Genomic DNA, 15440 nt, shown 5'->3' with positions numbered 1-15440 from the left:
CCACGCTGGAAGCTTTTTAGAACCCTAGGCCTAGCCTAGGGTTTTCGTTTCTACAAACAAAAAGGGGAGAAACTTTAAAGATTACCCCTTCATTTTGTATTATTTTCTCTTGTCATAAAAATAACCGTCGGTTTGCATATTGTGATATGGATTTATATATTTATTCACAGAAGTTTTTTTATTTAGTAAGCAATTTATATCTTTTTGAATATTTTTCTTTTGATTATTTAATAAATTTTGTAGAGTATTATTCATTAGTACAATCTTTTTCCCTACTTCTATTTCTTCTTTCGTAAAAGGAGGTTTAATCATTGGCAATAAAATGGCTCTTTCTTCTAATATTTCTTCAATTGTAGCGATTGTTTCGTCACGATTATGATCATTTACTTTTTCCATCGCAGTAATTAGTCTTTCAGTAAGATTAAAACAGTCTAATATTACACACATTAAGCTTGCCCACCATTCGAACCGAATTGTTGTTGTCGATTTATCTGAATTACTTGCTTCCATGTATCGCGAAATTCAGTAACTAAAACCTCAACTTCATCCAAAATGGCAATGTTATTCTTAATATTGGCATCAATTAATCTACGATTTATATAGTCATAGAGTGAAATCATATTTTTTGCTATGTCAACATCCATTTTAAGTGTAACTGTAAGCTCTTGAATAATATTTTGGGCTTTTTGAATATTGGTGTTTTTCTCTTGTATATTTTTATTTTCAATTGCCTTCTTTGCTTGATGAATAAATTTCAAACAACCGTTATAAAGCAAAAGTGTCAGCTCTCCTGGAGAAGCTGTTGTAATTGAATTATTTTGATATGTTTGATATGGATTATTAATGGCCATAGTATTACCCTCTCATATAAAATATCATGAACTAAAGAACTGGGATAAGTATGCAGATTGTTGGTTTGCTTTTTGTATGGCAGTCTCCATTGCTGAAAATTGGCTATAGTATCTATTTTCAATGTCATATAGCCGATCTTGTAAACTATCAATTCGCTTATCTACATTATCTAGTAATTTTCCAATAGTAAATGTATTATTGACACTTGTAGATTTACCTGCTTTTTCCTCAATATTAGTTATTGTGTTCTTTAATGAATCACGCAGTCTTCTAGCTAGCCCTTTTTCACCCGTTGTTTCTCCATCTTGGGTAAAAAGAGAATAGACAGCGTTAGGATCCTTTTCAATCGCTTCTCTCAATTTTTTCTCATCAATTGTTAGTTTTCCACCATCCAGATAATTTTTTGTAGTTGTTATACCAATTTGTGATAATTGATTAACCCCTACTAATCCACTAACAGGTGTATACAAGTTTGTTCGCATTTCCGTCAAACCGGATGATAAAACAGTATCATTATAAAGCATTCCACTTTTTGCCTTTTCTTCCCAAAGTTCAATTTCTTTGTCTTCCATGTCTTTTTTTTGTTCACTCGTTAATGGTGGAAAATCTCGATATCGTTTTTCTGTTACTTTTCCATTCACTTTTTCTACCAACTTATTATACTCATCTACAAATTTTACAATCTTGTCTACAACAGCATCGACATCTGTAGAAGAACTAAATGTTACATTTTTAGTTGAATCAGCTTCTTTCAAAGTAATTTCAAATCCATTGATTTGAAATATATTAGAAGTTCTAGTCGTATTAATTCCATTATAAGTAAAAGAAGCATTTGATCCAGGAGTTCTTTTATTTTTATCTGTAACATTATCGGCTACATTTAATTTTTCAAAAAGGGTGCCCGTTAATGAAAAGTCCATATTATTAGTAACTTCATTAGTTGTGCCGGTTTTTTTAGAAGTAAGGGAAACTTGCCCAGTTTTAGAATCAAAAAACATCGTTGCCCCAGTTTGCTGATTCACTTTTTTAATTACATCATCTAACGATTCTTTACTTGCATCAAATGTTACTTCTTTTTCTTCAAGTTTTCCCTCCGCAGTAATTGCTTTAACCTTTATTGATTGGGTTCCTGTTACATCAGTGAATATTTCACTGACTTTTTTTGATGAATCGATAGAATTACCGATTGAGTCTCCAACGACAGAACTAGAAGTTGCAAGACTATTCACTTTAATTGTTCCTGAAAAATCGGAAGTAGAGCTAATATTTCTCACTGATATCAAGTTTGAATCAGAGATGTTCACTTTTTTCTGTGTATAAGTACTTTGTTTCAATATATTATCAAAAATTGAATTACTTAAATTAAACATCATTGTACTGATTTCTCGATAATCATCCCGTTGCCATTCATATTTTTGCTTTTGTTGCTGAAGTTTATCTAATGGAGCACGTTCTGCCTTCATTAGATTCTCAACAAGTGAATCAATATCCATCCCACTTGCTAAGCCACTTATTCTAACCATAGTAATCACTTCCTTTTGTATAAAAACTATATATTTTTTATAATGAAAATTCTTTCTTAAAAAGTAACCTACTATATATATCGACACTATATGAAAAATTTCAACTCTAAAACCATTAATAACATGTGTATATCGATATAATAGTTAACCTTATTACTATATTATTTGTTATAAAGTCCCATTATCAACATGTATAACTGTACCAGTAATAGAACGTGACTTTTCTGATAACAAAAACAATATTGTGCTAGCAACACTTATTATGTCTGTCTCTTTTTTCAGCGATGTCCTTTTATAAATTCTATCCTTTTGTTCAGTTGTCAAAGAATCACTCATAGAAGTTTCCATAAATCCTGGTATTACACAGTTAGAACGAATCCCTTTACTTCCCCATTCTCTTGCAACATTCTTTGAAAACGCCTCCAACGCACCTTTGGTTGCAGCATACATACTTAAACCTTTATAACCAGTATGGGTACTTACTGAAGAAACATGAACAATCGATCCCTGTATCTTATTCAATAGCATATCTCTTAAAGCATATTTAGTTAAATGCATAGCTGAGAAAACGTTCACTTGGAACATACTTTCCAAATGTTTCACATTTAAGTTAGAAACTATATCATCATATGCATGAGCAGAGTTATTCACAAGTCCATAAATCGGACCTATCTTTCGAATTTTATTAATATAAATGCTTTTTATATCTTGCACGTTTCTTAAGTCATATGAAATATGTTTATATCTATCTGGATATTTATTCAACAAACCAGAAACTAATTCGTGATCAGACCTGCTAATTCCTATTACACCTAATTTGGTTTCAGATAAAATTTGTTTAACGACTTCTCTTCCTAGTCCTTTGGAATCTCCAGTCACAATGACCCACTTCATTTTCTTGCCTTCTTTCCAGTACGAGTTTGTGATATTTCATTAACAAAATTTATTATTCTTGGTACTTTCCATTCTTGTAGATGAGTTAAAGCAAATTTCTTTATTGACTTTTTTAACTCTAAATCATTGAATCCATCATTTTTTATAATTTCGGCAATAATTATTTGCCCTGTGACGCTATTCTTCCTAGTTTTAATTATGATGTCTATAACTCCTGGTACCTTTTTTATTGTATTTTCTACTTCAAGTGGATTTACCTTGTATCCTCCGACATTTATTAATTCTGATTTCCTTGCTACAAATTTAAAATGATTAGTGTCTACTAATTCTACAATATCTTCGGTATTAAACCATTCTCCTTTAAGATTAAAAGACTCTGACTTTCCTAGCAAAGAATAATGAATTAATAATTCATTATTTTCATTTATTTTAACAAATTTACGAATTGATTCTTTTATTTCAAAAATATCACCATAAGCTTTAAATAGACTACCTGCTTCAGTAGAAGCATATATATTATTTATTTTAGCGTTTGGAAAAACTTTTTTTATGCTCTCTTCTAAACCTTGGTCATATTTTTCTCCACCAAAAGTTATTCGCTCAACACTAAAATATCTTCCCTGTTGAAAATAAGGTAATATATTTCTATAAAAAGTTGATGTAGCGGATATATTTGTTATCTTATATTTTTCAATTAAAGTAGGAATATTTTTTGGTAACTCATCAAAAGTATAAATAATTGTATTTTTATTTAAAAATGCCTGGAAGAATACCTGCAATCCCGCCATATGGGTAGGGTTAAAGGAAAACGACCAAATATTTTCTTTGAATTTCCCACTTACTTTAACTTCTCTTGTTAGAGTTTCTAGTGTATGACTTACTTTTTTGGGGCGTCCTGATGTACCTGAGGTATATAGGGTAATATAGCTCCGTTTTTTTTCTTTTAATATATCCAACAGTTGTTCGAAATCCTTAAATAATATTAGAGAGTTTAATTTTTTTACAACTGAAAATTCATTTTGATCAATGCCTATTTCTTCGATTTCTTTTTCAGATAAATCACCATCAATAATTTCAATTGAATATCCATAAATTGCACTATGGACAAGGCTCACAAAAATAGCATAAGGATTATTATTTTTTACATACAAATAAGAAGAATATTCATTCTTCAAGTTAAGGTCATTTAAAAAGTTTTCATATGTATATTCTTTATTTCGATGTACTAAAAATTTTTTGTCCATATTATTTTCCTTCTATTTTTAAAAGAATTTCATTAATAGTTTGCACAATTCCATCCTCAAATATGTCAATATCAAATTCATCCTCAATTCTAACCGTTAGTTCTGCGAGCATAAGGGAATCCATATTTAAATCATCCCTTAATTTAATTGACTCATCCCAACTTTTTATACGTTCTTGGTCATTTTCCTCCAGCATCTCGTTAATAATAAATAATAATCTTTCTTTTATTTCTTTCATCCTTATCTCCCTTTCTTTATTTAATTCACATTAGTCGTTTAAATTTGTCACAGGTGGTAGTTTAACACAGTCAAATCTTTTTAACCAAAAATTTGATAATCCGTTATTAAATCCTTCAATTGTAGTAAATCCACCCTTAAATCCTTCTTTTTTTAATATGTTTTCTAAACCGGACATCATCTCTATATATTTTTCTCCTCCTCCAAAAGCTGGTGTATACCATTTTGGAGTAACCCCAATTTCCTCCTTTATAAAATCAATACAAGGTTCTATTTCTTTTTTATAAAATGCCAAAGCATCACCACTATAGGGTATATGTTTTACACAATGTACTCCTATAGTCATTCCAGCTCTTTTCATTTCCAAAAATTCATTCTTAGAAACATAAAATTCATTTATAAATTTTTCTTTGTTTCCATACTTATTTAAAACCCTTTCCTCTAAAAACCGTCGACTTTTTTGCTCGGTAAGATAAAAATTCAATACATATTTATTAAATCTTCTTAATAAATCCTTTTCATAAGAATAATACGAACTTAGACTTTCAATATTTTTATTTTTTAAGTCAAATTCATTTTTTAGATCTTGCCATATTTCTTCATCAGAATATAAAGACAACACGGTATGAACCAAGTGAAATATAGGTATCTCTGAATTAACCAAAGGTGCTGACATAACAGTAAAGTAACCAGGAATTCCTTTTTTTTTCAAAATTTCAAATGCAATTGTATATTGATCTTTCGTTGCATCATCAAAACTTAAAATACATTTTGGCTTATTACTCTTCCTTTCTATATCATCTGGGCAAACAATATCATAATTACTACTTAAGATTTCTAATTGTTGTTCGAATTTTTCAGGTATCAGTGGATGTATACCATTCCATCCATTTTTTTCTCTAACGTAATGATACATGACGGAAATATCCTCCATATTGACTCCTCCATTATTTCAATTAGGACGATCTTGGTCCGAATCCCCTTTAGTAACATACCAAAGATTATCTTTTATGATATTCATTTTCTTTGTAACATTTGAATTTATAAACATTGATGACATTAAATTTGTTACTGTATAATCGATTGGATGAAATCTAGAAGGTACTACTAACTTCTCATTTTCACTTTTTAATACTCTTTTAAAACCTACTGCTTCTAATCCCCAAGAACTTATAGAAGAAAAACAATAAAAATCAAAAAATAAAATTTCTTTGTCCAAATTAATGATTGAATTAGCTAAAGAAATAGCACTATCTTGATCAGATGCTATAAATTCAACAATACGACCAATTTTTTCACTATTTATGATTTCCTCAACTCTTACAATTGCTATTCCCTTGTAGTTTTCGTTTTGATCTTTACAAATTAAAACTCTATATTTAAAATATGGGTGGTTAAAATAACGCCATTTTAGAAATAAATAATCCCTTACAAATCCAACAGACTCCTTTGCGAATATATTCCAATAAAAATTATTCCACGTTTGCTCATCTATTTCTATTACTTCACTAACTTTATATGAAGATTTAATTTGAACTGCATTCACTTCATTCCAATACCTTAGTGAATTACTATTTCCGTTTAACAGGAGCTCGTTTGTTTTTTCTTTATTTATGATTCCAATCCATCGTGGACAATCATTTAAAACATTCCATCTCATTACTCTGTACAAATTCGCTACATTTTCATTTATACCTAATGATAGAATTATGCTTGGGTTTAAGCTTTGAACTTTTTTTAATAAAGCTAGACCTGCTCCCGTAGTTCTATATTCGGGCGACACTATCCAATTTGTTAAGCTAAAACCAAAGTCTCTTTTTCCCTGAATATTTAAAGCAAAAGGTAGAATACCTAATAAACCAATCAAATTATTATTTTCCCATGCACCTAAAAAACTAAAGCAGCCATCTTTTGTTATTAAATGTCTGGATGGATTATCATGAAACATGTATTTCAATAACCTTTCTTCCTTAAAAAAAATATGGTTATTCGCCCAAATATCATTTATTCCCTTCTGAAGTTGTTTAGTTTCATTTAATTTAAAAAATCGAATATCCATTATTTCCTCCGATTCAATTGATTCTATTCTTAGAATTTAAAATTTCTTTTACTAATATGATTATCGTCTTTTTTACAAAATTTTTTAGAGTGAAAAATTACATGTAATACTATAAAATAACATTTGAAAAGAGGAAAGTTCAACTAGTAAGATAATAGTAAATATACTAACTATTTAACATTAACTTTATTTTACCGATAATATTTATAGTTTCATCTTTCAACAATATTAAAAATTAAATTTGCAAGCCGAGAAATAGTACAAGGCATTTTTCTTATAGAAAGATTATTATAAAATAATCTATTAATGATTATAGAGTAATAATGCTAACTACTACACTTCAAAATATTTATTAATGAGGAGAATATTTATGAATATACCTATTATGGAAATACAAAATAGAAAAGTTGGTCAAAATTTTCCACCTCTTGTTATTGCTGAAATTGGAATTAATCATGAGGGGAGTCTGTGTGTTGCAAAAGAAATGGTAGATGCTGCATATAGAGCTGGAGCCGAAATTATTAAGCACCAAACTCACATAATTGAAGATGAAATGAGTAAAGAAGCAAAAAAAGTAATACCCGGTAATACGGATGTTTCTATTTACGAAGTTATGTCTAGATGTGCATTAAATGAAAGTGATGAGTATGAATTAAAGAAATATGTAGAGTCAAAAGGGATGATTTTTCTTAGTACTCCATTTTCTAGAGCAGCAGCAAATAGACTTGAAGAAATGAGTGTCCACGCCTATAAAATCGGATCTGGTGAATGTAATAATTATCCTTTAATTGACCATATTGCCTCTTTTGGAAAGCCGATGATTGTTTCTACTGGTATGAATAATATAGAAAGCATTTCCAAAACTGTAGGTATTTTAGAAAAACACAATGTACAATATGCTTTATTACATTGTACAAATATTTATCCTACTCCTCCTGAGCTTGTAAGATTAGGTGGTATGCAACAACTAATGGATCATTTTCCTAATGCGGTAATTGGTTTATCTGATCATACATTAAATAATAATTCATGTTTAGCTGCTACAGCACTGGGGGCATCTATTTTAGAACGCCATTTTACTGATAGAAAAGATAGATTAGGGCCTGACATAGTGTGTTCTATGGATCCTGTTGAAATGAAACAGTTAATTAGTGGAAGTAGCGAAATTTTTAAAATGAGGGGTGGAAAAAAAGAAGCCTCAAAAGAAGAGCAATCTACAATTGATTTTGCCTTTGCAACAGTTGTAACAACCAAACCTTTAAAAAAGGGAGATATTCTGACGAGAGAGAATATTTGGGTCAAAAGACCAGGAACAGGAGAAATAAAAGCAGAGTTTTTTGAAGAGTTAATAGGTAAATCTGTTATTAATAACATACCTGTTGATGAGCACTTAACTTGGAAGGATATTAAAATAAAATGACTAGTAATATAATGATTAAAAAGAAAATATTATTTCTCACCGGTACAAGAGCAGATTATGGAAAAATAAAATCTTTAATGAAGGAGGTAGAATATCATCCTCTATTTGAGCTTCACATTTTTGTTACTGGTATGCATACGCTAACAAAATATGGATCTACCTGGAAAGAAATTGTAAAAGATGGTTTTCAAAATGTGTACCAATTTATTAATCAAAAAAGTAATGCATCTATGGACATTACTCTTAGTAATACTATTTTAGGGCTTAGTAACTATATTCATGAAATTAATCCTGACTTAATTGTTGTTCATGGTGACCGTTTAGAAGCTCTCGCTGGTGCGATTGTTGGTGCATTCAATAATATCAGAGTTGCCCATATTGAAGGTGGGGAAGTTTCAGGTACTATAGATGAATCAATTAGACACGCAATCACCAAGTTCTCCCACATTCACCTAGTAAGCAATAAGGAGGCATATGAAAGAATTATTCAATTGGGTGAAAATCCAGAATCTATTCATATCATAGGTTCTCCTGATATTGATATTATGCTATCCGATGATTTACCTACTATCGGGGAAGTTAAAAAACATTATGAAATTGATTTTGATAGATATGCAATACTTATGTACCATCCAGTTACTACCGAACTAGATACTTTGTCAATTAAAATTAAAACATTAATCAATTCAGTTATTAAATCAAACAGAAATTATGTAGTTATTTTTCCTAATAATGATGAGGGAAATTTAATAATTCTTAATGAATTAAACAGACTAAAAAATAATAGTAAATTCAAAATGTTTCCATCAATGAGATTTGAATATTTCCTGACTCTTCTAAGGAATTCAGACTTTTTAATAGGAAATTCGAGTACTGGAATAAGAGAAACAGGCATTTATGGAGTACCCTCTATTGATATAGGAAATAGACAACAAGGAAGATATCAATTAAATTATCACTCAAATCTGATTCACTGTAATGAAAATGAAAATGAAATTCTAACTGCTATTAATACTCTACCAAATAAAACAGAACGGTTCTTAGATTTTGGCGATGGTCAAAGTCATATTCGTTTTATCCATATGATTGAACAAAATGATATTTGGAAAATTCCTATCCAAAAAAAATTTTATGACGGGATACCAACATTAAGTAGGTGAAATTATTATGTATAAGGGAAAAAAATTCCTCGCTATTATACCTGCAAGGGGTGGTAGTAAAGGGATACCTAATAAAAATATTGTGAATGTAAATGGTAAACCACTGATTCAATACACTATAGAAGAAGCAATTAATTCAAATTTTATTGATGAAGTAATTGTTTCAACTGATAATATAGAAATAGCGTCTATCTCTAAGCAATTAGGTGCCAATATTCCATTTTTAAGACCATCCTATCTAGCAGAAGACGATTCTAAAACTATAGATACCCTATTATATGTTATTGAAGAAATAAAAAAACTTGGATGCCTATATGATTACGTTGTATTATTACAACCTACTCAGCCATTACGGAAGGTTTGGCATATCGATAATGCAATCAAAAAAATCATTGAGTCTAAGCAAAATAGTTTAGTAAGTATCTCAAAAGTAAATGATCACCCAATTTTTATTCGCACAATCAAACCAGATAATACTTTAGAAAACTTATTAGATGCAAATAGCACTTTACGCCGACAAGAACTTCCTCCATATTATAAAATCAATGGAGCAATATATATAAATAAAATTATCGAATTAAATCAAAATACTAGTTTAAATGATAATACCCTGGGGTTTATTATGGATTCAAAATATGACCTAGACGTAGACACTCATCAAGATTTAGATTTGCTTAAATATATATTACAATCAATCTAGGTTGTATCAATACCATTATAAAGATATAAAAAATCACCATAATAAAAAATATAAGAATTAAAATATAGAAGGAAATTATTTATGTCAAAAAACTATTCAATTACTATAGATTCACAACCAAATATCTATAATAATTCTAAATGAAAACCAAATATTTACTTTTCTGTACCTGAGATCGGGATAAATAAAAATACTGGTTTATTACTCTTTATACTTGGATTCGGAGGACATGCTAACTCTAATGTATATAAAAAAATGCGTTCAATCTTGCTGACAAATACAATGTAGTATCATTACAATGTGATTTTTTTGGATGGGAATTTATGCAACATGAAGTGTTAGAAGAGACACCAAATAATTTTAATGATATGGATTTAATGCAGGCAATCCGACAACGTTACAGCCACATTAGCAATATCTAAAATTATTACAGACAATAATCTATCTTTTAACTCAGGAAAAGTATTAGCTTATGGGCATTCACATGGAGCCTATTTAGCTTATTTATGTAATATATTCGCCCCAGGTCTGTTTTCACATATAATTGACAATTCAGCTTGGCTATTTCCTAACTATTTAAAAACTATAAGAGCCCTAACAATTAACGGTAATAGAATGGTATTTGACTATTGCGCTAAGTGGATTGTAAAAGACTTTGAAATATTAGATCTACCTACCTTATACCACAGAAAAAAAAATCATTGTATTATTAATGCTTTTCACGGAGATTGTGATAATTTAATAACATTAGAAAAAAAGAGAGAGTTTTGTCATAGCATTAATAATTGTTTTTTTAAATGAAATAACTCTTGACAAAGTTGATAATCAGCTTTTTAAATCAAACACACATGGTCTTAAATCGGATTTTTTACTATTATTTGACTATGTTTATAAATTGTATGAAAATGAGTTTGATTATAAACAACCAAACCTATTAGAAAATCAAATTATAAAAACAAAAGTGTTTACCTATCTATTTGAATACAATGATGTTGTTCCATCACTAACAAGAATAATAAATTAATTAATAATAATTAAAATAAAGAAGCAAGATACACCTAAAACTTGACCTATTCCAAGGACACAATAAATAAGCCCACATTCTAACAACGCATAAAAAATCCGCAGCACCTCCTAATACTATACAGGTATTAACTTAAGGAGGTGCTTTTCTAATGCCGCAAGAAAAATTGACCATTGTCCCCATTAAACTTCATCCCAAAAATAAAAGAATATCCTCATCGACTTCTTCTATAACTGGTTCCTCAAGCATCTGCACAATCAAAATAGCAAATGCAGAGGATAAATCAGTTTTACATGTCGATGAAACATATGGGCAAATTATCAACCGATTCGATGTAGTCAAACCAGTGCCTACAAATAGGTGTATCGAAGTATCCCATGCCAAGAGCTAATAATGACTCTCTTCAAAGCGCTTTATCACGGGCTCGATATGTCCTTGAAATTTTTATAGTTGACTTTTCCAGAGCGATTGCATGTAATGGTTATTCTTGCCCATGATAGGTTGGAAGGAGTTACCTTCGCAAATTGCTGGGCACATGTTCAACGTTATTGGCTAAAAGCAGACAGTAAAAATGGCAGAATTGGTGTGAGTTATTGTGACGAATTATATTGACTCGAAAGAAAGTCTAAACATTTATCTCCGAGTAAGCGAAGAAAAAACGCCAAAAGTACTCAAAGTCAATTGTAGAAAAATTCCTTGTTTGGATTGAAACATCACCGTTCTATGGGAAAAATGCCCTTGCCAAAGCATCTGAATACACATTGAATCGGGTGAAAGACTCAAATTCTTGAACGACGATAGTATAGAGATTGATAATAATTCTGCCGAAAACGCCATCCGTCCCAACATTCTAGAAAGAAAAAATTGACTCTTTAGTTTTAGTGAAGCTGAATCAAAAGCTAATGCTATTTGTGTGATTATCGCTGAAACTGCCAAAAGTAACGGTGTTGATTTCTATAAATATATAAAAAAATTTTTGAATGGTCTACCGAATGTAGGATGTCATCAAAACCCTGGAAATTTAGACCCATACATGCCCTGGTCAAAAATGATTCAGGCAGAATGCAGCAAATAAATGAATTAAGCCGTAAATTCGTTTAAAAATCAGGATTTACGGCTATTAGTGGTGTGACCCAAAAAGGTGCGCTTATTTTTTATATTTCGGGCTTACCACATTTCTTTTTTATATCAATTTTCTTTTAGTTAGAACTTGCGTGCATCTATCAATACATTCAAATTCCCTATTCACTATCATTTTAACATGCTTAAAATATCTCTTTAGTAAACTTTCCTTTTTGCTTGAACAATAATACGGAAGTGGTTTACTTTAAGTATTCCGTATATTTTATTTTCAGTCTATTAACCTAACAACAATATAATTGTAAATACACATGTTTAATTCAAATAAATATCAATAACAAAAAAATTAAATGCTTCTATTCGACATTGAGTATTGTTTTTAAAATTTTTTCTTTGTACTTCATTGTTGGTCGATTTGTTTTATATGTCTTAAAAAATAAGTTTCCATGTAATTCATATTCATCTAATATATTATTAAAGTAATTATTGTCTTTACATTTTATACACATCAATTCTAACTGACTAGATGTTTTGAAAGTAGTTGGCAATGTTCCACAAATTGACTTAACCGCAGGATGAGTATCATACACGAATGTAGGAATATACTGAAAAACTGCTTCGTGAATAATAGTACTACTTGTCGTAATTATGAAATCCACCTCTTCAAAGATTGAAACAATATCTCTATTGTCAGTAATAAAGCATTCACAATTTTCTTTTATATAATAAAACTCTTTCCCCTGAACTTTATTCTCTGGATGCATCTTGACTATATATTTTAATTTAAGCATAGATGCAATATTATCAGCCAACGATAATAAATCTTGATTTATAGTATACTCCCTTTCTCCAGGACCAGTAAAACAAACTAAAAACTTAGTGTTTCTTATAAATCTTTCCCTTTTTTGTTTAATTAGACGCCTTTCCTCAGTTGTATAATTATAACGTGGATTTCCAATTACAGAACATTTGCTTTTATCAACTTGAATTTCTTTAACAATACTTTTTGGATATTCTCCCCATAAAAGCAACTCATTGACCGTTGGATATTTATATACATGACTAAAAGGTACTTTATTAAATTCGTGTTTTTCCCCAAACGTACCATGCTGCAAACCATATGTCATAATTCCTAGATTCTTAGCAACCTGGACCAAAATATTTTCCTCAGAATTATTAGCAAAGCCCGATACAAAAACTTTATAATGCTTGTTTTTAAAGAATTCATAAACTTGGTCAATAAGATTTATGAAGTATTGGACAAAATCTAAAAACCAATCTATTTCCGTTTCAAGTAAACAATATTTTTTATCTTCAATTCTTCCTTTAATCAAAAGAATAAGATCTTTGTTACATAATGATACACTTTTGTTAGAAAATGAAACTAATTCATGCTCATTTTCATCGTCATAAACGCTTATAGGTTTTATTTCAGTTATCATATTTTTAGGAATTTCACTTATTGTTTCACATATTAACTTGTGGTGACCTGGCCTGCGTTTCTCGTGCCAAACAAAACTTACAAGGATTGAACCGTTTCCGTTTAGCCTATACTCTTTTTCTTTGGGAACTGGAAATAAATTAGAATTAGAATCTTTCAGGAACAAATAATTTGTTATTAAAGCAAAAAATGGCACAACTACTGGTAAAAGGTGAACTTCTTTATAAATAATATCTTTAAAATCATATTCAAGATTTTCAATATAACTTTGTAGACTTAACTGGTTTTCGTTTTGAAATCCTTCCTGTCTTTTTTTCTTTTCTTGAATAAATATGGTTCGCTCAAGATCTTTAAAAGAATATATGTGAGTATCTTCAAAACCGTAAGAAATGACCTGCTGTTTAATTTCTTCATAAAAAAAAGAAAGAATAAAAACTACAAAATTATTTTTTTCTACTTTTTCTAAAATTTCTGGTGACAAAATTGGAATATTATCAATTCTAGTTCCCCATAGCTTTTTATTATTATCAATGATTGCCACAGCATGAAAGTCAATTTTATCCTTCCATCGGTAATATCCACTTCCACTTCCCCAAATGATAACTTTTTTTTCTCTCATTTCGGAATTTTTATTAAAAATATTATATATCGATTGTTTCATTTTACGCTTCCTTTTCTAGGTTAATCGTTTTTATTTTAAATTAAAATACACCCATGTAAAATAGTAGTTTACATGAGTGTATTTCATTAATGAAAAGAATTTTCAATCTAAACAAGTAACGAACTATATACATCTCAACCAAATTCCCTGAAAAAATCTTTATTTTTTTTGAAATAATCGATATTTTCCTTCAACCTCTCGTTTGGCCAATCCCACCACTTTAAGTTATTCAATATTTCTATTTGCCGATCATTAAAACGATATCTTAAAATTCTTGCAGGTACTCCTGCTACAATCGCAAAATCAGGTACATCTTTTGTAACAACTGCTCCCGCTCCAATTATTGCACCATTACCTATCTTAACCGAACTTAATATTACGGCATTTGTACCTATCCATACATCATTTCCTATAATTACTTTAGAATTCTTAGTATTATTAAGTAAATCATAGTCATCTTCATCTATGAAACCTCTAGACGCGTAATATATAAAAGGATTTGTGGTAATATACTCTGTTGGATGATTAAATGGTCCAACAGTGACATTACGAGCAATAGAGCTAAATGAACCAATACTTTCTAGCTGAATTCCACTATGAAAAAATTGTTCATATCCGTATGTATATTTCCCAACAGAAAATCCATATCTAGGAAAGTCTGTAGTTTCCTCTAAAAATTTATGCGTTTTTTTAATTCCAAAATTATTCTCAAGAATGCTAAAATAATGTTTTTTTCTCTGGAATCCCCATCTATCAAGCTGAGCAGATATTTCAGAAGAATATGAGCTTGCTACTAAAATTATTATATTTTTTTTATCTTGTTGTAATAAATATTCAGGGCTTTTTACTTGTTTATTTATTAACACTCCCTGATTAAGTGGATTATTATCAACAAAGTAATAATCATGTATTTGAAATGTATTTAATATGAACGAAGTTAATTTCCCCCCTTTTCCGGTACCAAATATAATTATTGATTTGTCTTTGATCTCATCAAGAATCGTATAGATATTCTCGGTAATTATTTCTATAAGCATCTTTACCACTCCAAGCAAAAGATTGATACATATATATATAATATCGATTTTATTCAACTTTCCTTTATTAAACAGCAGCATTTTTATATAGCAAGAATAGATAATAAT

Annotated in this window: 16 protein-coding genes; 6 read left to right on the top strand and 10 right to left on the bottom strand. The window is 29.7% G+C overall.

The features are described 5' to 3' along the window. Positions 1–99 precede the first annotated feature (99 nt). From fliT to I5776_RS04800, 8 genes are all read right to left on the bottom strand, one after another. Entirely contained in the window at positions 100–510 is a 411-nt protein-coding gene (fliT, locus tag I5776_RS04835) for a flagellar protein FliT (RefSeq protein ID WP_202779230.1), read from the bottom strand. Further along, positions 447–851, bottom strand: a complete 405-nt coding sequence (gene fliS, locus I5776_RS04830; protein WP_202779229.1) for a flagellar export chaperone FliS — start codon at positions 849–851, stop codon at positions 447–449. Before fliS ends, fliT begins: the two co-directional genes overlap by 64 nt. 24 nt (positions 852–875) lie before the next feature. Continuing rightward, on the bottom strand, positions 876–2375 hold the full coding sequence (locus I5776_RS04825; RefSeq protein WP_202779228.1) for a flagellar hook-associated protein 2: 1500 nt from the start codon (positions 2373–2375) through the stop codon (positions 876–878). A gap of 168 nt (positions 2376–2543) precedes the next feature. Next, on the bottom strand, positions 2544–3269 hold the full coding sequence (locus I5776_RS04820) for an SDR family NAD(P)-dependent oxidoreductase (protein ID WP_202779227.1): 726 nt from the start codon (positions 3267–3269) through the stop codon (positions 2544–2546). Further along, the gene (locus tag I5776_RS04815; protein WP_202779226.1) at positions 3266–4513 is read right to left on the bottom strand and encodes an AMP-binding protein; all 1248 of its coding nucleotides are present in this window, start codon (positions 4511–4513) and stop codon (positions 3266–3268) included. The genes I5776_RS04820 and I5776_RS04815 overlap by 4 nt, the downstream gene beginning before the upstream one ends. 1 nt (position 4514) lies before the next feature. Next, positions 4515–4751, bottom strand: a complete 237-nt coding sequence (locus I5776_RS04810) for an acyl carrier protein (protein ID WP_246483922.1) — start codon at positions 4749–4751, stop codon at positions 4515–4517. Positions 4752–4781: 30 nt separating this feature from the next. After that, positions 4782–5684 carry a polysaccharide deacetylase family protein gene (locus I5776_RS04805; RefSeq protein ID WP_202779225.1) on the bottom strand — a complete coding sequence of 301 codons (903 nt, stop codon included), beginning with the start codon at positions 5682–5684 and terminating at the stop codon, positions 4782–4784. 18 nt (positions 5685–5702) lie between these two features. Beyond that, on the bottom strand, positions 5703–6809 hold the full coding sequence (locus I5776_RS04800; protein WP_202779224.1) for a GNAT family protein: 1107 nt from the start codon (positions 6807–6809) through the stop codon (positions 5703–5705). 370 nt (positions 6810–7179) lie between these two features. On the opposite strand from I5776_RS04800, the gene I5776_RS04795 reads away from it, so the two are divergent. From I5776_RS04795 to I5776_RS21365, 6 genes are all read left to right on the top strand, one after another. After that, the gene (locus I5776_RS04795) at positions 7180–8229 is read left to right on the top strand and encodes an N-acetylneuraminate synthase family protein (RefSeq protein ID WP_246483921.1); all 1050 of its coding nucleotides are present in this window, start codon (positions 7180–7182) and stop codon (positions 8227–8229) included. Continuing rightward, a complete protein-coding gene (gene neuC, locus I5776_RS04790; protein WP_246483920.1) occupies positions 8226–9389 on the top strand; it encodes a UDP-N-acetylglucosamine 2-epimerase in 1164 nt (387 codons plus the stop codon). The genes I5776_RS04795 and neuC overlap by 4 nt, the downstream gene beginning before the upstream one ends. Positions 9390–9396: 7 nt before the next feature. Continuing rightward, entirely contained in the window at positions 9397–10089 is a 693-nt protein-coding gene (locus tag I5776_RS04785; protein WP_202779222.1) for an acylneuraminate cytidylyltransferase family protein, read from the top strand. Between the two features lie 414 nt (positions 10090–10503). Further along, positions 10504–10890: a DUF2920 family protein gene (locus I5776_RS21720; protein WP_343066450.1), complete on the top strand. Its 387-nt coding sequence runs from the start codon at positions 10504–10506 to the stop codon at positions 10888–10890. 374 nt (positions 10891–11264) lie between these two features. Continuing rightward, the gene (locus I5776_RS21370; protein ID WP_246483919.1) at positions 11265–11504 is read left to right on the top strand and encodes a hypothetical protein; all 240 of its coding nucleotides are present in this window, start codon (positions 11265–11267) and stop codon (positions 11502–11504) included. Positions 11505–11900: 396 nt separating this feature from the next. Then, positions 11901–11981 (top strand): IS66 family transposase, encoded by an 81-nt coding sequence (locus I5776_RS21365; protein WP_425490368.1) that lies wholly within the window; start codon positions 11901–11903, stop codon positions 11979–11981. 568 nt (positions 11982–12549) lie between these two features. Here the strand turns inward: I5776_RS21365 and I5776_RS04770 are convergent. Further along, positions 12550–14295 carry a hypothetical protein gene (locus I5776_RS04770; protein WP_202779221.1) on the bottom strand — a complete coding sequence of 582 codons (1746 nt, stop codon included), beginning with the start codon at positions 14293–14295 and terminating at the stop codon, positions 12550–12552. A gap of 134 nt (positions 14296–14429) precedes the next feature. Then, positions 14430–15332, bottom strand: a complete 903-nt coding sequence (locus tag I5776_RS04765) for a CatB-related O-acetyltransferase (RefSeq protein ID WP_202779220.1) — start codon at positions 15330–15332, stop codon at positions 14430–14432. Positions 15333–15440: the final 108 nt, after the last annotated feature.

The organism is Heyndrickxia vini (genome assembly GCF_016772275.1).
GTDB classification, from domain to species: domain Bacteria; phylum Bacillota; class Bacilli; order Bacillales; family Bacillaceae_C; genus Heyndrickxia; species Heyndrickxia vini.
The sequence above is the reverse complement of the archived record's forward strand: the minus strand, read 5'-3'. Positions and strand labels throughout refer to the sequence as shown.